The organism is Acinetobacter sp. TUM15071 (assembly GCF_008980925.1).
Taxonomy (GTDB): domain Bacteria; phylum Pseudomonadota; class Gammaproteobacteria; order Pseudomonadales; family Moraxellaceae; genus Acinetobacter; species Acinetobacter dispersus.
The window spans coordinates 50,646-72,475 of the sequence record NZ_BKGB01000020.1; the positions used below are offsets into that span (position 1 = coordinate 50,646).

Here is a 21,830-nt window from a genome sequence, read left to right on the forward strand (position 1 = left end):
ATTTATAAAAATAAAATTGTCTTCAAACTGCCTTCAAACTGTCAAAAAAATGTCATGTCCTATTCATAGAATCGATCAGGATTTATTTACCATATATTATAGATACGGATTTATTATGACAGCCAATACCAATCAGCCAAGTCGTCGTGATATTTTAAAATGGTTCGCTGGCGTTCCATTTTTACCATTGGGGGCAATGGGTACAGCAGCAGCTCTAACAGGTTGCAATGATGACAATGATAACAACAGCATCGTTACACCAACGCCAAAACCAATTAACTTCAAAAATGCAACCTTTACAGGTATGCCAGCACCTGCAACTGTAGCAGCAATGGCAACAACGGCCTGTTCATCAAGACTTTCTATTAACTGGGATGACGGCAGCAAAACTGACTATCAACTCGCTTATAAGCCATTTTTCTTAACAGGCACAAAAGTACCAGATGGCAAAGGTGGTCAAATCATTGCTGGTGGTTATTTTGATATCAATAATAAACCGATTATTGATAAATCAGTTGAAGGGAAAGAACGCCAATATTTCTCTGACTGCCCAGATGGTAGTTCACTAATTAGCTTTAAAGAAGCAACAGGTAAAGACTTTACTGATGCAGATAAAAAAGCGCTAGGTGTAACAGGTAATCCTGTTTTCCATGTGGTTCAATTTGAGTATCTTTCAAAAGACCAAAATGGTGGAGACACTTACGGTAAGTTGTCTTCTCCAATTGCAGTATTAACTTTAGATCAAGACCCAAAAACGGGTCATTTATCGCTGATTAAATACCATAATGTTGATACATCTAGTGCACATGGTCTTTGGATCACTTGTGGCGCAAGTCTTTCGCCATGGGGAACTCACCTTTCAAGTGAAGAGTATGAGCCAGATGCATTCGATCAAAAACTTGGTCAGTCATTATCAACATTGAAAGCTTTTAGTAAAAACATCTATGGCAATGAAGCGACAGCAAATCCATATAACTATGGTCATTTGCCTGAAATTATTGTCAAAGCTGATGGTACAGGTACTGTCAAAAAGCATTACTGTTTAGGTCGTATTTCACATGAACTGGTACAGGTATTCCCAGATAATCGCACAGTATTAATGGGTGATGACTATACCAATGGCGGTTTATTCATGTTCGTCGCAGATAAAGAAAAAGACTTATCTGCAGGTACCTTGTATGTTGCAAAATATACGACTCCATTAACCGATTTAACAATTGGTAAAATTTCTTGGATTAGACTGGGTCATGCAACCAGTGCTGAGATTGAAAATCTTATTAAGAGTGGTATCAAAGGAACGGATATTTTTGAGTCAGTATTACAAATTGCAAAATACCCAAGTGATGCAACTCCTGAAGAGAAAAAAGCAATCGATACAACTAGCCCAACAGCGGAACAAAAACTATTGGCAGATGCTGCAAAAGCCCGTATAAAACCTCAGCAAGCAGAACAAAAATTAACTTTAGAGGCACAAGGGTTTAAATTTACTTATTTGAGTAAAACAGGCGTTTACTTGAAGTTAAAAGACAATAGCGATAAAACCAAATTAGCAGCGGCTTTCCTCGAAACTCACCGTTATGCAGCTTATGTTGGTGCATCAATGGCATTAACCAAAAATGAAGGTACGACCGTTAATATCGCTGACAAGCGTGCATATTCAGCATTGGCGAACATTGTAGACTCAATGGTTGAAGGTGGTAGCGGCTACTTGGCTGAGCACAATGTAAAGTTCCCGAAATTGACTGCTGGCGGTATCTTGGAACACAAGTTAACGGGTGGGCAAAAAGACAGTACCAACACTGCCATTAATAGTGATTGGGTGCCAAGCGAATCAAACCTATTGCTTAAAGGTAAAGATATTAGCTTTGATAGCTTAGGTAATACCGCTGATCCAGAACAAATTGCAAGCCCAGATAACTTGAAGTTCTCTGAGAAGTTACGCACCTTGTTCATTGGTGAGGATTCAGGTAACCATCTAAATAATTTCTTATGGGCATATAACGTTGATACTAAACAGTTAATCCGTATTTTATCGACACCGGCTGGTGCAGAATCAACAGGTTTACATGCTGTTGATGAAGTGAATGGCTGGACATATATCATGAGCAACTTCCAGCATCCTGGTGATGAATGGTATCGTTTCTACAAAGACAATGCCGATGGTTCTCGTAGTGGTCTGAGCACCACTTTACTGGCGCAACTTGATGAAGCCATTAATAAAAACTACAGCAACAAATTCGCTGCTGCAGTTGGCTATATCACTGCTGACCCAATTGCGCCATCTGTTGTGAAAAAAGCTTAAATCTCAGCACCATTTTAAAAAGCAAATGCCGACATCATGTCGGCATTTGCCTATCTAAATCAATCATAATTCAACCATTCAGCTAGTACTCGTGCTTATATAAAAATAATAGAAAAGCGGGATCATTTTATTCAAAGATTGAAATCATAGCGGTCACCGAACAGATCAATTTCTATGATAAAAAAAACCCCTTTAAAAAAGGAGCTCGATTCAATCAATCCAACTTTATGCAATTAATCACCAAAATCTGAATAATCTTTACTGCTGAATTTACTATATTTTTTCCATGGTTCTGCAATATTGACCTGTTGGATATTGGCTTTCATGATGTCATAGCGCAAACCATCTAAGCTACGAATATCAACGCGTTTGGCAATATTGTTACGGTTATCCCATTCCACACGAATCTTATTCTTCTTATTTTGGCTTTCATATAGGGTACTGTTGGTATCCTTTTTAATGATCTTCATCCCTTTTAAGGTTTTAGGATCAAGTAACGAATAGACACATGACCAACAGTTGCTTAAGCCCAGCATATCCACATCCGCATCTTGCAAATGTACGACGGTTTTATCTTCGACCAAAACCAAATTCAGTTTGGGTTGTTTTTTCTGATCAATAAAATAATGTTGAGCAGCTTCCGCTAGATCTAGATGTTTATGTCCACCCTTTTCGTCACCATGCTGATGCTGTCTCGGCAACACACGTTCAATCCAGATATTCTGAGAATCACGATACATACGCTCCTGAAACACACTGGTACGTGTCACACCATCATTGCCAATGGTCTGAGTCTCTCGTGTAATACTGGCACTCAATAACGGTGCAGCATGCAAAGACGTCATTCCCAAACTGAGCAATACCGAACTCATCACTAGACGCATGTTATTTCCCGCATAAAAAAACCTCAGTCATAATGACTGAGGTTTTTTGCAATATGATGAAAATATTGAATAAAGCGCTTATTTAAATCCGAATGCTTCTTTCAATTTGCTAAACACCCAAGCATTTTCACGTGTACCTTTAAACACTTGAGAACCTGCACCCTCAGCAAATAAGAGGACATCACCACCACCATGTGTTTCAGAACCTGGGCTACCGAGTTTAACGCCGACTTGTTGCAAATAATCATCTGCCGCCGCTTCATCATCAGTAATATCAATACGTGACGTTGGACGTGGTCCACCACCATTACCAAACACCAACGTGGTTGAGGTTTTGCCCTTCGCATCTAAGTTAGGTGCATGCTTTTTGCCATCGGCCAACACACGCGTGCGCGTATCTGTCGCTTTGGCTTCTTGATAGCTATAACTTAAACCCAAGATACCAGGATTCGCAGTCGTTGTTTTTCCAGTACGTGCTGTATAACCATTAAAGGTCATGGTATGGTCATGGTCAGCCGTAACAACGATTAAAGTATTTTTTAATTCAGGGTCAGTTTTCTTGATTTTATCTAAGGCCTTCTTGATCGCATTATCAAATGCAATGGTATCGTGTAGCGCACGTTTGGCATTGGTTCCATGTAGAGCATGGTCAATACGCCCACCTTCAACCATCAAGAAAAAGCCTTTACCTGCGGTATCTTGTGCCTGTAATAAATCAATCGATTTTTCAGTCATTTCAGCCAAACTTGGCTGATTTGGTGCTGTTCGTGCTCGGTCTAAATCATATTCTAGATGTGAAGTTGCAGAATAAAGACCAATATACTTTTTATTCAATGGCGCTGCATCCATTTCTGCTTTGGTCGCACCAACAGTGTAGTTTTTGGCTTTTAATTCATTCAGTAGGTTACGCCCATCAATACGCCCCTTCTTGTTATCTGCTGCATTATAAGGGGTGAAATGGTTACGTCCGCCACCCATTAATACATCAACGCCATCTAACAGTTTAGTGTTATAACCTGCTCCGCCAGGAATGATCTGACGTGCAATCTCAAACTGTGCATTACGATTACACACATGAGAGAAGGTCGCAGCAGGTGTTGCATGGGTCAACTCTGTAGTGGTAATTGCGCCAACTTTTTTACCATTGGCTTTAGCGAGTTCAAGTATTGTCTCCGCAGGACTCCCTGCAGTGACACTCGAACCTGGTGTTGGGCAATTATTAATGGCATTGGATATCGTGTTTTTTCCATCTGTCCACGTACCTGGTTCAACCGCGACCGTTCCCGGTGTCATTCCAATCACTTCATTACGGGTTTTCTTGCCCGTCATATAAGCCGCCATTGACGGCGCGCTATCGGTGGTTTGACCATCTTCTGAATACGTTTTGATGCGTACGGTACGGCGTAAAGTGTCCATGGTTAATTTACCAGATTCACCATAACCATAAATACGGCTTGCCGTGACGGTGGTTGGCCCCATACCATCGCCTAAAAAGAAAATGATATTCTTGGCTTCACCCGCCGCCTGTACACCCGTACTTGCCGCAACTAATGCAACAGTTAAAACAGAAGCTTTCATACCGAACTGACCTAATTTAAATTGTTTTAACATCATCGTTCTCCAGTCTGTTGTTATTTATCTAGGCCAATGGCTTTACGAACTAAGTTAAATACTTCGATATTTTCGAGGCTGCCATGGAAGTTGTCTGAGCCGACACCAATTGCACCAAGGAAGACATCGGTACCGCCATGTGTTTCACTATCCGCAAAACCAGTCTGTACCACGGCTTCCTGTTGGAAATCATCTGCCGCAGTACCTGTACACCAACCCTCTTTATCAATGTCTGTCCCACGGCTATCGGTATATTTATCTGCAGGACCTGCGACTGGATTACAGCTATCGTTATCCTTTAAAGCACCACGTGCTTCAAGACGGTTATTATCTAGACGCTTTTTACCAGTACCAAAGCCAATAATTGGATACGGTGTTCCATTTTCATCAGTCGCATAGCCAGCTTTGTTATAGTTTTTAACCAAGCCTAGTACACTGGTCTCTGCACCTTTTACATATTTACCCGTACGTTTCGCATAACCATTCAAGACCATAGTATGGTCATGGTCAGCAGTCACCACGATCAGAGTATTCTTAAGCTCTGGATCTGTTTTTTTGACTTTATCAATCGCTGCTTTAATCGCATTATCAAAAGCAACCGTGTCTTGTAAGGCACGTTTTGCATTGGTGTCATGCAAGGCATGGTCAATACGTCCGCCTTCAACCATCAAGAAGAAGCTTTTGTTTTTCGCTTGTAAGACATCAATTGCCTTGGTCGTCATATCAGCAAGGCTTGGCTCATCAATTTTTTTATTGGTACGATCGAGGTCATAGTTCATATGGCTGGCATTGAATAAGCCCAATAATTTTTTGGTCTTGGTTGGATCAATTTTGGTCAGGTCACTCCCCGTTGCAACAAAGCTATAACCTTGATCTTGCATTTCTTTGACCAAATCACGACCATCAGCACGTTTACCACCCGATACAGTCGTAGGTTTAAACTGACGTAGGCCACCACCTAAAACCACATCCACACCATCATTTAATTTAGTGTTATACGCACCCCATCCAGTACCCTTCCCTGCAGGAACCAATTGCGCTGCAATATCATTTTCAGCATCACGATGACAAACATGTGCATAGGTCGTAGCTGGTGTTGCATGAGTAATACGCGTTGTAGTCACCAGTCCTGTACCCATACCTTGTGCTTTGGCAAGTTCAAGTAAGGTTTCTGCTGGTTTTTTGCCTTTATTCTCTGCGACATCATCACAGGTACTGGTCCCATCTGCTTTTGGTGGAGATGCGATTGTTCCTGTCTGCATGGAAATGACTTCATTCTTCATTTTCACGCCCGTCATATAGGCAGCCATAGAAGGTGCACTATCAGTCACCTGACCATCTTCTGAAAAGGTACGAACAAACGCTGTTTCTGGGAGAGTATCAATGGTCAAATCACCATCTTCACCAACAGAATAAATACGCGATGCGGTTAAGGTGGTAATCCCCATACCATCGCCTAAAAAGAAAATTACATTTTTTGCAGCTGGTGTTTTTGGTACTTCTGCTTTGTCATCATTATCATTATCGTTACAGGCTACCATCCCACCCGATAAGACTGCTATCAAACTGACCGCCAATAGCTTTTTGGAAAAGCTCATCTTTGATAAGAACATAAAATATCCCCAGATTTATTGTTTGGACGTAATTTCGTTGCATAGACCATAACAATGCTGGGTGACCCTTTTATGTCACCTTAATGACAATATTATTTCATCTTGTTGTTTTATATATAAATTATGTTATAACATATCAATTTAATCCGCTAATGTAATTTGAAGATCGACAACTTTTCCCTGCTGCTCACCTTGTTGGGATTTTTCTAGCCAATGCCACTGTGCTTGCATCAATCTTAAAAAATTAGAGCATCGCGTTCCATAAATTGGACTTTGAATAAAGGTGGATGACAATAAAGCTTCCATGTCTGGATTAATGCCCGTATCAGGTAACAGGTCTGGAATGACTTTTCGTTCATCTTCCAAAATGTCCCAAGCAGCGGCATCGATTGCTGATTCAGCAATTTGTGGTTGCTGCAACATCGGTAAAAATTCTTGGGTAAAGCGTTTACGCAAATGTCTGGTTTTCTCCCAGTCCTCTGACATTAATCCATTTGAGACCACATAAACGCCATTGGCAAGGACCTGCGGAGCTTCACCTCGGTTACTCATATAAACCGCTTGTTCTGTATCACCGACAAATAAATTAAAGCCCGCATAATCCTGTTGCTGTTGTTCCAATTGCTGAGCAAAACGAATTGGGGCTAGATCACTTTCTAAAAAGGATTGAATCAGATGTCCGCGAGAAGTCGTATAACTTTTTTGATCACGACCATTGCGAAAATTGGTAACAATCGCCCAACGTCCCGATGCTGTCACCCCCATCCACGTCCCGCCAGACTGCAAGTCCTGTCCTGCCACGATTGTACTCTGCTCCCACAGATGTAAGGGTGAGCTTGGACGATGATAAAACTCATCACGATTTGAAATGAGACACAAAGGCATCTCATCCAGCACTTGCCATGCAAAAGCGACAATACACATAGATTCTTTTTCTCACATGTTTGGAACATTGATCTTTCACATTGAATGTACAACATTTTTAACATCATTCCGCTACAATCTGCTCAAAATATAAAATTGAGGAACAGCAATGCTGACCTATCCAAATATTGATCCAGTTGCGCTGAGCTTAGGACCTGTCAAAGTGCACTGGTACGGGCTCATGTATCTCTTGGCGTTTCTATGTGCATGGGGTTTAGCTTCTTATCGCGCTAAACAACGTGATGGCTGGACAGGCGACATGGTGTCAGACCTAGTTTTCTACGGTGCATTAGGTGTTGTGCTCGGTGGACGTGTTGGCTATGTGTTGTTTTACGAATTTGGTAAATTTTTAGAAAATCCACTGTGGTTATTCCAAGTCTGGACAGGTGGCATGAGCTTCCACGGCGGCTTCCTCGGTGTGATGATTGCAATGCTGTTTTGGTGTAAAAAATACCAAAAAACGTGGTTCCAGACCTTGGACTTTATTGCGCCCTGCGTACCAACAGGCTTGATGTTTGGTCGTTTTGGTAACTTTATTGGTGGTGAGCTTTATGGCCGCCCTGTACAAGACCCGAGCTATCCATTCGGGATGATCTTTCCAACTGACCCACTCGGTTTAGTGCGCCATCCTTCACAAATCTACCAAGCCCTATGCGAAGGTTTGATCCTCTTTATCGTATTGTGGTGGTTTAGTTCTAAACCTCGTCCGCGTATGGCAGTTTCAGCTCTATTCCTTGTCGGCTATGGTATTGCACGCTTCTTTATGGAGTTCTTCCGCGAACCCGATGCAGATCAAGGTTATATCTTATTTGGTTGGATGACCAAAGGTCAGATTCTCAGCTTCCCAATGATTATTATTGGTCTGTGGATGATCTGGTACGCTTACCGTAAAAATATCTATGACTGGCAGTTAAAGAAATAATAAAAATGGGAGCGAATGCTCCCTTTTTTAGGCCGATAATTTAAGCTATTTATCAATCTTTCAGAAACAGCGTATATTGATTCTATTTCTTTCAGGGGAGAGTCGATGCAGCAACAACGTCAGCATCTCGCCCACTTTAAAATGCATGAGCTGGTTCTTAGCCTCTCTCCCCTACAGTTCAATCCCCAGATTGTCAGCCAAATTGAAAAATCACTTGGACTTAGTTTCATCAACGTCAATGAACCACATCGGGTGTGTTTCGCCAGCCAAAACACCGAATTACAAGATGCTTATAAACTGGTGTTTAGCACAGTTGATCTACTGGATTATCTCTATGCAAGTTTAATCTCAGACCAGCAAAGTGCAGAAAAAATACAGCTACAGAATCCTGCCTTAGCTCCAATTCCCTTCCCAACTGACAACCTTACTTTCTGGAGATTGGTCGCAACTGGGCGGAAATATCGACTTTCGCTAAGTTAAAATTTTCCAGCCAACGCTTTCACCACTTCACCTAAACGCTTGCCTTGTGCTTCACACAAAATTTTCTCATCTTGACTTAAGCTCTGATCATGACGTGGCCCACTAACATGACTGGCACCATACGGTGTCCCTCCAGTTTTGGTATTGGACAAGGCTGGAATCGAATTTGGTAATCCCATAATCATCATACCATGATGAAACAACGGCGGTAACATCGTTAGCAATGTGCTTTCCTGCCCACCATGCATCGAACCAGAAGAAGTAAACACGCAAGCAGGCTTATTATGCAAAGCACCATTCAGCCATAAGCTAGTGGTTTGGTCCCAAAAGTACTTCATCTCACTGGCCATATTGCCAAACCGTGTTGGTGAACCTAAAGCCAAACCAGCGCAATGCGTCAGATCATCTAAACTACAATAAATATCGCCATCTTCAGGAATACTGGCTTCCGCTTGAGTTACAACAGGGGCTAAATTCGGTACTGTTCGAATACGGGCAGTCACGCCAGCAGCTTCAATTCCATCGGCAATTAGATGCGCCATTTGCTTGGTTGAACCGTATTTACTGTAATAAAGAACAAGAACGTAAGGTTGCATCACTTTCAAGAATTTTGTTAAAAAGAACACTATACGACATTTTTTATATTTTGAGCTGTAGTAAATCCAGTGATTACACCGGATTTTTATTAAAAATAACTAGGATAGAACCCATGATCTTAAAGCGTTATCTAAAAAATCTGCCCTTTTTAGAGAAAACATGGTTTCAATTTATTGTGTTTGTGTTACGACGTTTCGAAGCAGATCGTTGCCGAGAGCAAGCTGGAGGACTCACCTACACCACCCTATTTGCAGTGGTGCCGATGCTGACGGTTTTTTTAGTGATTATCTCCTCGATTAAAGCACTCGAACCTGCCAGACAGCAGTTACAACAACTGATCTATAGCAACTTTTTACCAAAAAGTACCATCGCTTTTGACAAAGCTTTAAATGCCTTTACCGAAAAATCCAGCAACCTGACCATTATTGGTGTGCTGTTCCTATTTATAACCACCGTGCTGATGCTGACGTCAATCGAGAATGTATTTAACCGAATTTGGCGAGTCAAGGAGACTCGGACTGGCTTAGTCGGTTTTATGCGTTACTGGACCATTATTTCATTAGGCCCGATTGTTTTAGGCAGTGCTTTTGTACTGTCCTCTACAGTGGCTTCAATGAATATCTTGAGTAATAATTTTGCCGGCTATCAGCTCGATGGCTCATTTCTGTTATGGCTCATTTCTTTTGTTTTAACGATTGTCGGTTTCTTCATTTTATATTGGACCATTCCCAATCGAACTGTGCCTGTTTTTTCTGCCTTCATCGCAGCTTGCTTTAGTGCAACCGTCTTTGAGGTTTTAAAACGCTTTTTTGGTTGGGTGATGAGCAACTTCACCAGTTATGAAATCGTATATGGTGCCTTTGCAGCCGTCCCAATTTTCCTGCTGTGGATATATTTATCTTGGAACATTATCTTATTGGGAGTCGAAATCAGTTATGCACTGACAGCTTTCCATTCTGGTAAAGAACAAAAGCGTCATCCAATTTTAATGATGCTAGATATACTGGAGTTATTTTATAAAAAACAGCAAATCGGACAAAGTGTCAGCGAAAAAGAGCTGTTAAATATTATTGGTCGTGGTGAACTCGGTCGCTTACCGTCTTTTATCTTGGAACTCGAAGCCCAAAACCTGATTATGCGAACGGATAAAGATGAATATGTATTGGTCCGTAATCTGGCTCAGGTAGATTTCTGGAGCTTCTTCACGGCCCTGCCTTATCCACTACCATTGCGCCCCGATGTTGAGCATATCCATCAGGATGATGAATGGATGGAACGACTCGGTCCTTCATTGGTTGAAAGTAATGATTATTTAGCAGCCAAGCTATCTATTCCACTTTCCACTCTGTTTGAACAGAAGTAACTAAAAGACCTCTTGCGAGGTCTTTTTTATTTCCTTAACCAGCCCTGTAAACTCACCACCACAATGCCAAGTAAGACCAACGCCGAACCAATCACAAAGTTCAGCTCAATTTTTTCGCCCAATAACCACACACCAAATGCCATCCCGAATAAGGGGGTCAGGAAAGAAAAGACGCCCAGACGGGAAGCTAAATAATTACGTAGCAACCAGAACCATGCCAAGAAACTGGCGAAAGAAACCACTAAGGTATGAAATGCTAAACTGCCCATCACCAATGGGGTGAAATGAATCGTGGCCTGCCCAAGAACAAGAGCCGTGCCAAACAACAACACAAAACTACCCGCCAATTGATAAAACAAGGTTTGTGTTACGGCAGCTTGCGCAAGCGAAGATAAACGTACGGTAATCGTGGTCGCTGCCCAAGCAATACTGCCTGCCAAAGCGAGCAAATCACCCAATAACATCTGTCGATCCGCAATCGATCCACCTGAATTAGCACGTAAGAACGTCACTACAATCCCTAAAAAGGCAATCCCGATACCTGTCCATTGCAGCAGACTAAGACGCTCTGAAGGAAGTTTCCAATGTAAGCCCAAGGCCACAAAAATCGGTGCGGTATACAGGAGTACTACTGCATGTGAAGCCGAGGTTAATTGTAGAGCTTGTGCCAATAAAAAGAATTCTAAAGAAAATAAAAAGGCGACCAATGCACCCGCTTTCAAATTTTGGCGATTAAACAGCTGACTGGTTTTATCGAAGTAAAGTAAGGGTAAAAGCAGTATGGCGGCAAGGCCCGAACGCAGCGCGATTTGCATTAAGGGCGAAATATCAGGAGCTGCCATTTTTAAAATGACTTGTTGTAGTCCCCAGATCATACACAGTACGATCATCAGACCCGATGCCGTTGCATCTAATGCTTTACGCTCATCCATTGCGCGCTCCTGATTTTATGGTTTGAGCACCAATATAAGACTGTCGTATTTTCATGATATAGTGAAATTACGACAATAGATGCGTATTTTCAGGCAATTCTCATGTTATGAAAAAATCAGCACAAAGAATTCAAGATTTTCAGCCAATCCCGACCTACAACGATATTCCTGCGCCCTTATGGCTTCAGATTCGGGACGCACCTGCCGAGACTTTTTACCCACAACACGCGCATGCTTGGGGAGAGTTTATCTATGCTTTTGACGGTGTTTTAGAGGTCAATATTGATCAAATTCATTATTTAACCCCACCACCTTATGGGATTTGGCTGCCGCCGCATTTACAACATAGCGGTATCAATCGTAACGAGGTCACGCATTGCACCTTGTACGTGCATGAATCACTCTGCCAAAATATGCCTCAACAGGCGGGTATCTTATTGTCTGCACCCTTGGTTTCTGCACTGCTCGAACATATCCGCAAGCATCCCTTTTCTGAACAAGACCCAGAGTATTTACGCTTGCTTCAAGTCTTACTCGACTCACTGACCCATGCCGAACTTGTCGGGAGTTATTTACCTACAACACAGCATCCCGCACTGGCGAAAATATTGACCCATTTGCATGAATTTCCTGCGGATAACAGTACCTTGGTACAGCTTGCACAAATGATCAATATGACTGAGCGTACCCTTGCCCGTTATAGCCAGAAAGAATTAGGCATGTCTTTGCATGAATGGCGACAACGTTTAAAAGTGATGAAAGCGATGTCGATGTTGAATCAGGGTAAAACCATTGAAAATATTGCTTTAGACTTAGGTTATGCCAGCTCATCGGCTTTTATTTATATGTTTAAACGTTGGATGCACTTTACCCCTGACCAATTCCGAAAACTGTATCAAGGCAGTTAACATTTGACTGAGTTTGTATTTCAGCTCTAACAAAAACACATATGTTGAGCTATAAAAATGGCGCTGATCGCAAAACCAGCGCCATCCTCTTTATTTCATTGCAACTTATACTTTTACAAAAGTATTCCAATCGTATTCGCCAGACTGGGTAATCAATTTCATAGTTAATTGATCATTGGCACGTAATGCTCCAACACCAGCAGGCGTACCCGTCATAATGACATCACCAACTTCCAGACTAAACGATTTGTTAATCTCAACGAGTAGAGTCCCAATATCGAAGATCATGTCTTTGGTAAAACCATGCTGACGGTCTACACCATTGATATTCAAAATCAGTTCTAGCTCTTGCAAGTCACCAATTTCATCTGCTTCAATCCAGTCCGCCAAAATACATGCACCATCAAAAGCTTTGGCACGTTCCCACGGCTCGCCTTTGGATTTTAAATCACCCTGCAAATCACGTAGGGTCAAATCCAAGCCCAAAGTCACCGCACCAATTGCTTCTAAGGCTTTGGCTGGATCGGTTTCTTGCGATAACGGATTTGCGATTTGCAAACAAATTTCGCATTCATAGTGACACTCACCTAATGCTTGATTCCAACTTACGCCTTGTGTCAAAGAACCAAGACTGCTCGGCGGTTTGATAAAGAGCAACGCGCGATCAGGAATAGCATTCCCCAACTCTTTCGCATGTTCAGCATAATTTCGACCCACACAAACAATTTTTGAAGGACGTGTACTCATGAAAACTCCTTGTTCTTTCAACCGTCAATAAATTTACTTTTTAAAACTATTTTCAAACTTGCTTTGATCCGCAGGATCGGTAAATGCGCGTTTAGGCACAATCACGACAGTATGGCTTTTAAGTTCTAGCATATAAGTCAGTTTGCCAATTGCAAAAGATTGTACTTCTGCATACTGCGCTGTTTGTTTTTTACCTGCTGCATAGAGCTCGAAATGATCTTGGTACAAATCGATCCCTTGCTCGCTTTTACCAAATTGATAACGTACAAATTGGCGCTTAAACAACATTGGTAAAAACCAATAACGCATGACACCCTGCATAATCAGAAAAAAAGCACCGAGTGCAACGTAATAACGTCCCACGCCAGAAAAGCCTAAATAAACGCCCCACAAAATAATCGCGATACTAATTACGGGGGTTAAAAAACGACTAAAGGTCTTTTTTCCGAACGTTACCAAAGCAAACCCATCTTGGGATTCTTCTAAATTCAAATAATAGCGTACAGATACCGTTGGACGTTGTTCAGACATTTTTAGATTTCTAACATTTGAAAAAAACTGACCTATTAGAACATAAATGATTCAACGGGCAATCACATTTCTCGTGATTTAATACAAAATTTAAATGATATTGTCACGCCATCTCATACTTGTTTATGTTGCTTTCATTGAATACTTTTATTTTTATAAATCAATATTATGCCGAAACGATATAAATATACTTTTATTTAATTTAAATCATTCTGATCTATAGAACTGGTAAAAAGTAAATGTCTAAAATGTCTTGCTCGAAAGAATATTTCAGTGGGTTTTACATAATACGACTATTTTTTATGCATAAAAAAATTTATTAATAAGCAGTGTTGATCAGCTCCCTACGAGCAATCTAGTCATGGATGAAATCACGGATAAAAATCAAAGGAATGTGATGTCTTATTTGAATCGTCTCTTGTGTCTCTGCATTTTTATGGCAGTGGTACAACACAGCTCTGCACAAATCCTGTCATGGAATGACAATATTCCAAGTGCCTTACAGCCTTTTCAGAACAATCCACAACTCTTGGCCAGTTATACTCAAAACAATATTTTCATCTATGGGCATCCTGCGACTAAAACCTCAATCCCGACGCTGAAAAGTAACCCACAACCCACTGCCAGCTTTAATTCAGCAGCCATTATTGTTCCTGTTAGCACCCAGCAAGTCGCCAAAACACTCACCGATTTCAGTCAATATGTTGGTCTATTTCCCACACTCAAATCAGCCAAGCCACTCGAACAATCAGGCAACATTGTACAAATGAAATATCGGGTTTCCATCCCAACACCTATTCCTGTGCTCAACTTTAATGAAGATGTCACCCTACAACACCAGATCAAGCCGAATAGCATTGCCAGTTTAGTTATCGATGCACCTATCCCATACGGCGTTGGAAAGTTTGAATGGTTTGCATTAGATGAACATCGGACTTTAATCACGCTGACTCAATGGGGTGATTTAAACCAGCCTAAAGGTTTTATTTTTAAGAAAATTCTCAATGCAATTCCAGAAGCAAAACTAGGACTTCCAAGTGGGAGTAATGCTTTTATACTTGAGGCATTAAGGAATCGTTTTATTAAACCTAACATTTCCCCACTCAATGCAGGGCAACTTCCCAATCCACAGTTGAGCACAGCGCAACTCACAAAAATTAGCCAACTTATTCAAATGGCTCAACAACCTGTCAGTATTATTCATGCACCGACCAGCATGCTTTATACCCATGGACGGGAATCCATGCGCTTTACCACCACCTATCAATTTTATAAACAAACACCGCAGCAATTACAAAAATGGCTGACACCATTGGCTTATCAAGAGCTATTTCCACGACAAATCAAGAAAGTTATAACCACACCAATCCAAAATCAGGCACAAGATACGGACATTCAAGTGAATGTGGGACTTGGAGTCATCAATATTCCTTTTGCATTTAAACTGCGCTTTAACTATCCACAAAGCACTGAAAATAATTTTTATGCCAATGGTGGCGATCTACGTTTTATTAAAGGTCAAATGCGGTTTACCAGTTTAGATCAAGGGACTTTATTTAAAATGACCAGTGCAATGAAGATCGATGAGAAAGCTCCTTTCTTATTGAGAGCCATGCGCAGCCTGCCTTATCATGATGTATTGCCTGCTGTCGGTGGCAATGCCGTTTTTGTACAAAAAATCAAAGCAAAAATTTAAGACACAAAAAAACCGCAATGAAGCGGTTTATTTATTCAAATTGGTGCGCTCAGAGAGATTCGAACTCCCGACCCCTTAGTTCGTAGCCAAGTGCTCTATCCAGCTGAGCTATGAGCGCATATTTGATGGAGGGCATTATACGCACTTTTCCCCAAATGATAAGACCTTTTTCACAAGATCACGATCAACTGGCTATAGATTCGGCATAATTTGTTTTTTTCAATGTGGATCGACTAACATTTCATCGGATTCTCTTGGCCTTAAAAGTAAAGCAATATTTCCTTGCTTAGCCTCAGTCATAAGACAATTTCTCGCCCAAAACAGCAATAATTATTATTAAAATTCAAATAAATATTATTTCTACTAAGTTTTAATTCAGGTATAAACTTTGTATTTTTTATTAATAATCTATCTTTTTATAATATCTTTTTGATTTTAACCATTTATCTCTAAGTCATTATATAGCCCCCTGTTTTATTTCACTTTTATATTCCATTAAAAATATGATACACACTGCATTATTGACATTAAATAGACAACTAATAAATACTAACAGATAGATTATGAGACAGGAGTCACATAATTATTAAACTTAATAAAACAAAACTCCAATAATTATAGGTATATCGATATGTTATTTAAAAATATTTTATCACCCATTAAAGGTATTCTGTCTCTTTCTAGCAATAGCCAAGGATCCTCCTCTTCGGTTAATACTGTACCCACTGTAAAAAATACAGTTATCGAAGACAGTAGCACTCTTACTCATACAAATAGTGGTACGAATACGAGTCATGGCGGTTTGCTCAACGACATAGCGGCAGGTAATGGTAGTCACAACTACGGTCCAGGATTAGGTAACGCAAACGATTTTAGCTTTACCCCCTCTTTCACAGCAGCGTTCCAGCCTTTCAGCAATTCATTTTCATGGCTAGGCACGACAACACCTGTTACAACGGCCAATACAACGCCAACAACATCAACGACTCAAATCCACGATAACGATATTGTTAATAATAGTAATACTGGTACTCAAGCTGGCAATGGTAATGCCGGTGGCTTATTAAATGGTATTGCCGCAGGCAATGGTGAACATAATTATGGCGTTGGAAATGGCAATGCTGATGATGCCAGCGTAACAGTGCCATGGACCACACCAGTTCAAGCAATCAGTAATTCAATCGCTGCCGTTGGTGGTGCTGATATCAACGCGGTGAATACATCACCCACAACCTCTTCAACTCAAATTCAAGATAATGATACGACTAACAACAGTAATACTGGCATAGGTTCTGCTGGAAACGGCAGTGCTGGTGGTCTATTAAATGGCATTGGTGCTGGAAACGGCGAACAAAATTATGGAATTGGCAATGGTAATGGCGACGATGCTGGTATCACCACACCGGTTACCGCACCATTCCAAGCAATAGGCAACTCAGCCGCAGCGATTGGTGGTGCTAATGTCAATGGAATTAATAGCACGTCAACCACAAATAGCAGTGTAATTGATGACAATGATACGACCAACAACAGCAATAATGGCGTTGGTGTAGCTGGTACTGGCAATGGTGTGGGTGCTGGTTTACTTAACGGCATTGGTGCAGGCAATGGTGAACATAACTATGGTATTGGCAATGGTAACGGTGATGATGCAAGTGTAACCGTACCTTGGACCACACCTGTTCAAGCAGTGGGTAATTCCGTTGCAGGCATTGGTGGTGGCGATATCAATTCGGTGAACACCTCAACAACCAATACATCCAGTACAATCCATGACAATGACACCATAAATAATAGCAATAATGGTACGGGCTTAACGGGTACCGGCAATGGTCTTGGTGGCTTGGGTAACGGCCCAGCGGCAGGCAACGGGCAACAAAACTATGGAATCGGCAATGGCAACGGTGATGATGCAAGTGTCACAACACCAATCACTGTGCCAGTCCAAACCATTGGTAATTCAGTCGCAGGAATTGGCGGTGGTGATGTAGATTCTGCCAACAATACATCAACAAGTTCAACGACAACGATTCAAGATAATGACACCACCAACAACAGTAATAACGGTGTGGGTGCAGCAGGAAATGGCAGCAATGGTGGCTTATTAAATGGCGTATCTGCTGGCAATGGTGAACATAACTACGGTATTGGTAATGGCAATGGTGAAGATGTTGATATCACCACACCGTGGACCACACCTGTACAAGCAGTTGGCAACTCAATTGCAGGAATTGGCGGTGGCGATGTAGGTTCGGTCAATACATCAACCACAACATCAACTACCAATATTCAAGACAATGACACCACCAACAATAGTAATAATGCAACTGGTGTCCTTGGCAATGGTTCTGGCGGTTTAGCCAACGGCCCAGCAGCAGGTAATGGTGAACAGAACTATGGTATCGGCAATGGCAACGGTGATGATGCCAGCTTCACTGCACCCGTCACTGCACCATTCCAAGCAATTGGCAATTCAGTTTCAGGCATAGGCACAAACGATGTCGACTCCGTAAACAATGTTTCAACCAGCTCAACTACAGCAATTCAAGACAATGATACAACCAACAACAGCAACAATGGTGTTGGATCAGCGACCAATGGTAATGAGGGTGGTTTACTCAACGGTGTATCCGGAGGGAATGATGAAAATAACTTCGGTATCGGCAATGGCAATGGTGACGATGCAGATATCACCACACCATGGACCACACCTGTACAAGCTGTAGGTAACTCAGTGACGGGTATTGGTGGCGGTGACGTTAATTCTGTCAACACTGCAGCAACAACATCCACCACACATATTCAAGACAATGACACCACCAACAATAGCAATCATGCAACTGGTGTGGCTGGCAATGGTTTTGGCGGTATAGCCAACGGTCCAGCCGAAGGTAATGGTGAACAGAACTATGGTATCGGCAATGGCAATGGCGATGATGCAAGTGTCACCATACCTGTGACCTCGCCTTTCCAAGGTCTAGGCAACTCAGTTTCAGCAATTGGTGGTGGTGATGTTAATTCGGTGAATACTGCTCCGACCAATGCCTCTACTGTGATCGAAGATAACGACACCATCAATAACAGCAACAGTGGTGTTGGTGCAACAGGCAATGGCAGTGCAGGCGGTCTATTAAATGGTGTTTCTGCAGGCAATGATGAGCACAACTATGGTATCGGTAACGGCAATGGTGATGATGCCAGCGTCACGACACCCATTACGACACCAGTCCAAGTTCTTGGTAACTCCGTTGCAGGCGTTGGTGGTGATGTAGACTCCGTCAATACAGCGCCAACCAACACATCAAATATTGTTTATGACAACGATACAACCAACAATAGTAATAATGGCGTTGGCACAAATGCAGGCAATGGCCTTGGTGGTTTAGGTAATGGTCCAGCCGCAGGCAATGGCGAACAAAACTATGGTATTGGCAATGGCAACGGTGATGATGTAGATATCACTGCCCCATGGACCACACCTGTCCATGTCTTAGGTAATTCAGCGGGTGTTATCGGCGGTGGCGATGTTAGTTCTGTCAATAATGGTTCTACCAACACCCTTAACTATGTACAAGACAACGATACAACCAACAATAGTAACAATGGCACTGGTATCACTGGAACAACAGGCAATGGTGCTGATGGCTTACTCAATGGTGTAAGTGCTGGTAATGGCGAGCACAATTATGGCATTGGTAACGGCAATGGCGATGATGCCGATTGGACATCACCAGTGACAACACCGATCAACTTTATGGGCAACAATGTCTCTGGACTGGATAATGACAATGATCCGAATGGTCTAGGTAATACCTCAACCAATACAGCAACAACCAATACAACCAACATCGTCTCAGACAATGACAACATCAACCATAGCAACAATGGTACTGGCGTAGGTGATGGCACTGGCAACGGTGTAGGCGGACTACTCAGTGGCGTTGGTGCAGGTAATGGTGAACAGAACTACGGTATTGGTAATGGCAATGGTGATGACGTTGATGTTGTTACACCTGTCACCACTCCAATCAATGGTTTAGGTAATGAATTTTCCTTCATTGGTGATGCAAATAATGCATCCCACAATAATGCAGCAACCACAACAACCAATACAGTGCTAGACAACGACACCGCCAACAACAGTAATAATGGTGGTCCTGGAACCGGCACAGGTAACGGTGTTGGTGGTGGTATAGGCAATGGCATTGGTGCGGGTAATGGTGAACATAACTACGGTATTGGCAATGGCAATGGCGATGACGCAAGTGTAACCATGCCTGTTACCGCACCAGTCAATGGCTTAGGTAACTCTTGGACCTTCTTTGGTGATACCACTAATACATCTGTAAATAACGGTTCAACCACAACAACCAATAACCTGCAAGATAATGACACAACCAACAATAGCAATAACGGTACAGTTGTAGGTGGTGGTGCTGGTAATGGCGTTGGTATAGGCAATGGTATTGGCTCTGGCAATGGAGACCATAATTTTGGTATTGGTAATGGCATCGGTAGTGATGCCAGTGTCGTCGCACCAATCACAAGCCCTGTTAATTTCTCTGGTAATGCGGGCTCTATTTTTGGTAATGCAACATCAAACTCAATTAATAACTCCTCTACAACAGCCAATAACAACTTCCAAGACAACGATACGATCAACAATAGCAATAACGGTGGCGTAGGAAGCGGCTCTGGTAGTGATCTTGGAGGTATTCTGAATGGTATTGCCGCAGGCAATGGTGAACACAACTACGGTATTGGCAATGGTATTGCAGATGATTCGAGTATCGTAATCCCAATTACCACACCATTAAATGCATCAGGGAATGCCTTCTCTATCTTTGGTGATGCGACTTCAAATTCACAAAATAATTCTTCAACCACGACCAATAACAATGTCCAAGACAACGATACAACCAATAACAGCAATAGCGGCGGTAACGGTGCAGATGGCTTAGGTGGCGGTATTGGTAATGGCATCGCTTCAGGCAATGGTGAACACAACTACGGTATTGGCAATGGTATTGCAGATGACGCAAGTATTATTATCCCAATCACAACGCCTGTGAATGCATCAGGGAATGCCTTCTCTATCTTTGGAAATGCGACAGCAAATTCAACCAACAATTCATCTACGACAACCAATAACAATTTCCAAGACAATGATACAACCAACAATAGTAACGGCAGCGGTACAGGTGTCGGTTCTGGCGGTGGTATCGGTAATGGTATCGCATCAGGCAATGGTGAACATAACTATGGTATCGGCAATGGTATTGCGGATGACGCAAACTTTGTCGCACCCATTGCAATTCCCGTTAACTTCTCTGGCAATGCCATTTCCTTATTTGGTACTGCAACGTCAACTTCAACCAATAATGCAACAACGACTACACATAATAACTTCCAGGACAATGACACCGAAAATAATGGCTCGATTGGCAATGGATCTGGTGGTATCGGTAATGGTATTGGTGCAGGCAATGGCGACCATAACTATGGTATCGGCAATGGCATTGGAGATGGTACTAACGTCGTGACTCCTATTACCATTCCAATCAATTTCTCAGGCAATGCGATCTCTGTACTCGATTTAAATAGCATCTCTCACGGTGATCTAGTTACTCCTGTAACCAATCTCGTCACAGTTGTGACTGGTGATGCTGATAGCACAGGTGTCTTAGGTACTGTCACAGGCGCAGTCGGCGGTGTAACCGCTAGCGTAGAAGGCATTATTAGTGGCGATTACAACCCTATTGATGTTGTCACGGGTATTGTTGGTGGTGTCCTCAGTGGTGAGGGTGGCAGTCCTCTTGATCTGGTGACTGGTCTGGTTGGCGGTGTAATCGGTGGTGAAGGTGGCAACCCTCTCGACATCATTACGGGAACAATTGGTGGAGTGATTGGCGGTGATGGTGGGCCTCTTGGCGCAGTCACTGGAATCATCGGTGGCCTTACTGGTGGCATCGGCGGTGGTGATGGCGGCCCTCTCGGTGCAGTCACTGGAATTATTGGTGGTCTTACTGGCGGCATCGGCGGCGGTGATGGTGGGCCTCTTGGCGCAGTCACTGGCATTATCGGTGGCATTACTGGCGGCATTGGCGGTGGTGATGGCGGTCCTCTGGGTGCAGTTACTGGAATCATTGGTGGTCTTACTGGTGGAATCGGCGGCGGTGACGGTGGCCCTCTTGGCGCAGTCACTGGCATTATCGGTGGTCTTACTGGCGGCATCGGCGGTGGTGATGGCGGTCCTCTGGGTGCAGTCACTGGCATTATCGGTGGTCTTACTGGTGGCATCGGCGGCGGTGATGGCGGTC

Annotated in this window: 15 protein-coding genes and 1 tRNA gene; 7 read left to right on the forward strand and 9 right to left on the reverse strand. The window is 42.5% G+C overall.

All coding sequences use genetic code 11. From position 1 onward, the window contains the following. The first annotated feature begins 115 nt into the window (after positions 1 to 115). Entirely contained in the window at positions 116 to 2,302 is a 2,187-nt protein-coding gene (locus GBI66_RS16565) for a PhoX family phosphatase (RefSeq protein ID WP_151716843.1), read from the forward strand. Positions 2,303 to 2,535: 233 nt separating this feature from the next. Here GBI66_RS16565 and GBI66_RS16570 read toward each other — a convergent pair whose 3' ends face one another. The 4 genes from GBI66_RS16570 to GBI66_RS16585 form a co-directional block, all read right to left on the reverse strand. After that, positions 2,536 to 3,186, reverse strand: a complete 651-nt coding sequence (locus GBI66_RS16570; protein WP_151716844.1) for a hypothetical protein — start codon at positions 3,184 to 3,186, stop codon at positions 2,536 to 2,538. Between the two features lie 78 nt (positions 3,187 to 3,264). Further along, positions 3,265 to 4,797 carry an alkaline phosphatase gene (locus tag GBI66_RS16575; protein ID WP_151716853.1) on the reverse strand — a complete coding sequence of 511 codons (1,533 nt, stop codon included), beginning with the start codon at positions 4,795 to 4,797 and terminating at the stop codon, positions 3,265 to 3,267. 20 nt (positions 4,798 to 4,817) lie between these two features. After that, positions 4,818 to 6,410, reverse strand: coding sequence for an alkaline phosphatase (locus GBI66_RS16580; RefSeq protein WP_151716845.1), 1,593 nt, complete (start codon positions 6,408 to 6,410; stop codon positions 4,818 to 4,820). 141 nt (positions 6,411 to 6,551) lie between these two features. After that, complete coding sequence (locus GBI66_RS16585; RefSeq protein ID WP_151716846.1) at positions 6,552 to 7,334, reverse strand: NRDE family protein; 783 nt, start codon at positions 7,332 to 7,334, stop codon at positions 6,552 to 6,554. Positions 7,335 to 7,443: 109 nt separating this feature from the next. Here GBI66_RS16585 and lgt point away from each other — a divergent pair, with 109 nt between their 5' ends. Both lgt and GBI66_RS16595 read left to right on the forward strand, forming a co-directional pair. Beyond that, complete coding sequence (gene lgt, locus GBI66_RS16590) at positions 7,444 to 8,256, forward strand: prolipoprotein diacylglyceryl transferase (RefSeq protein ID WP_004657788.1); 813 nt, start codon at positions 7,444 to 7,446, stop codon at positions 8,254 to 8,256. Positions 8,257 to 8,361: 105 nt separating this feature from the next. Further along, a complete protein-coding gene (locus GBI66_RS16595) occupies positions 8,362 to 8,736 on the forward strand; it encodes a hypothetical protein (RefSeq protein WP_151716847.1) in 375 nt (124 codons plus the stop codon). Here the strand turns inward: GBI66_RS16595 and wrbA are convergent. After that, a complete protein-coding gene (gene wrbA / locus GBI66_RS16600; RefSeq protein WP_005185150.1) occupies positions 8,733 to 9,332 on the reverse strand; it encodes an NAD(P)H:quinone oxidoreductase in 600 nt (199 codons plus the stop codon). The genes GBI66_RS16595 and wrbA overlap by 4 nt on opposite strands. A gap of 113 nt (positions 9,333 to 9,445) precedes the next feature. Between wrbA and GBI66_RS16605 the strand changes: the two genes are divergently transcribed. Then, positions 9,446 to 10,696, forward strand: a complete 1,251-nt coding sequence (locus GBI66_RS16605) for a YihY family inner membrane protein (protein WP_005185152.1) — start codon at positions 9,446 to 9,448, stop codon at positions 10,694 to 10,696. 26 nt (positions 10,697 to 10,722) lie between these two features. Here GBI66_RS16605 and GBI66_RS16610 read toward each other — a convergent pair whose 3' ends face one another. Next, a complete protein-coding gene (locus tag GBI66_RS16610; protein ID WP_151716848.1) occupies positions 10,723 to 11,628 on the reverse strand; it encodes a DMT family transporter in 906 nt (301 codons plus the stop codon). Between the two features lie 107 nt (positions 11,629 to 11,735). On the opposite strand from GBI66_RS16610, the gene GBI66_RS16615 reads away from it, so the two are divergent. After that, entirely contained in the window at positions 11,736 to 12,536 is an 801-nt protein-coding gene (locus GBI66_RS16615; RefSeq protein WP_151716849.1) for a helix-turn-helix transcriptional regulator, read from the forward strand. A gap of 105 nt (positions 12,537 to 12,641) precedes the next feature. Here the strand turns inward: GBI66_RS16615 and GBI66_RS16620 are convergent, their stop codons facing one another. Continuing rightward, positions 12,642 to 13,283: a fumarylacetoacetate hydrolase family protein gene (locus GBI66_RS16620; RefSeq protein WP_151716850.1), complete on the reverse strand. Its 642-nt coding sequence runs from the start codon at positions 13,281 to 13,283 to the stop codon at positions 12,642 to 12,644. A gap of 33 nt (positions 13,284 to 13,316) precedes the next feature. Further along, complete coding sequence (locus tag GBI66_RS16625; protein WP_151716851.1) at positions 13,317 to 13,814, reverse strand: YcxB family protein; 498 nt, start codon at positions 13,812 to 13,814, stop codon at positions 13,317 to 13,319. Between the two features lie 397 nt (positions 13,815 to 14,211). On the opposite strand from GBI66_RS16625, the gene GBI66_RS16630 reads away from it, so the two are divergent. Beyond that, the gene (locus GBI66_RS16630) at positions 14,212 to 15,510 is read left to right on the forward strand and encodes an SRPBCC family protein (protein ID WP_151716852.1); all 1,299 of its coding nucleotides are present in this window, start codon (positions 14,212 to 14,214) and stop codon (positions 15,508 to 15,510) included. 41 nt (positions 15,511 to 15,551) lie between these two features. On the opposite strand, the gene GBI66_RS16635 is transcribed toward GBI66_RS16630, so the two are convergent. After that, positions 15,552 to 15,628, reverse strand: a tRNA-Arg gene (locus GBI66_RS16635). Between the two features lie 513 nt (positions 15,629 to 16,141). On the opposite strand from GBI66_RS16635, the gene GBI66_RS16640 reads away from it, so the two are divergent. Next, on the forward strand, positions 16,142 to 21,830 hold a 5,689-nt coding region (locus GBI66_RS16640), incomplete at its 3' end, for a hypothetical protein (RefSeq protein ID WP_308464066.1).

Coding starts and splice junctions, on each gene's coding strand:
- GBI66_RS16565 (WP_151716843.1), top strand. CDS start 116: ATGACAGCCAATACCAATCAGCCAAGTCGTCGTGATATTTTAAAATGG.
- GBI66_RS16570 (WP_151716844.1), bottom strand. CDS start 3,186: ATGCGTCTAGTGATGAGTTCGGTATTGCTCAGTTTGGGAATGACGTCT.
- GBI66_RS16575 (WP_151716853.1), bottom strand. CDS start 4,797: ATGTTAAAACAATTTAAATTAGGTCAGTTCGGTATGAAAGCTTCTGTT.
- GBI66_RS16580 (WP_151716845.1), bottom strand. CDS start 6,410: ATGTTCTTATCAAAGATGAGCTTTTCCAAAAAGCTATTGGCGGTCAGT.
- GBI66_RS16585 (WP_151716846.1), bottom strand. CDS start 7,334: ATGTGTATTGTCGCTTTTGCATGGCAAGTGCTGGATGAGATGCCTTTG.
- lgt (WP_004657788.1), top strand. CDS start 7,444: ATGCTGACCTATCCAAATATTGATCCAGTTGCGCTGAGCTTAGGACCT.
- GBI66_RS16595 (WP_151716847.1), top strand. CDS start 8,362: ATGCAGCAACAACGTCAGCATCTCGCCCACTTTAAAATGCATGAGCTG.
- wrbA (WP_005185150.1), bottom strand. CDS start 9,332: ATGCAACCTTACGTTCTTGTTCTTTATTACAGTAAATACGGTTCAACC.
- GBI66_RS16605 (WP_005185152.1), top strand. CDS start 9,446: ATGATCTTAAAGCGTTATCTAAAAAATCTGCCCTTTTTAGAGAAAACA.
- GBI66_RS16610 (WP_151716848.1), bottom strand. CDS start 11,628: ATGGATGAGCGTAAAGCATTAGATGCAACGGCATCGGGTCTGATGATC.
- GBI66_RS16615 (WP_151716849.1), top strand. CDS start 11,736: ATGAAAAAATCAGCACAAAGAATTCAAGATTTTCAGCCAATCCCGACC.
- GBI66_RS16620 (WP_151716850.1), bottom strand. CDS start 13,283: ATGAGTACACGTCCTTCAAAAATTGTTTGTGTGGGTCGAAATTATGCT.
- GBI66_RS16625 (WP_151716851.1), bottom strand. CDS start 13,814: ATGTCTGAACAACGTCCAACGGTATCTGTACGCTATTATTTGAATTTA.
- GBI66_RS16630 (WP_151716852.1), top strand. CDS start 14,212: ATGTCTTATTTGAATCGTCTCTTGTGTCTCTGCATTTTTATGGCAGTG.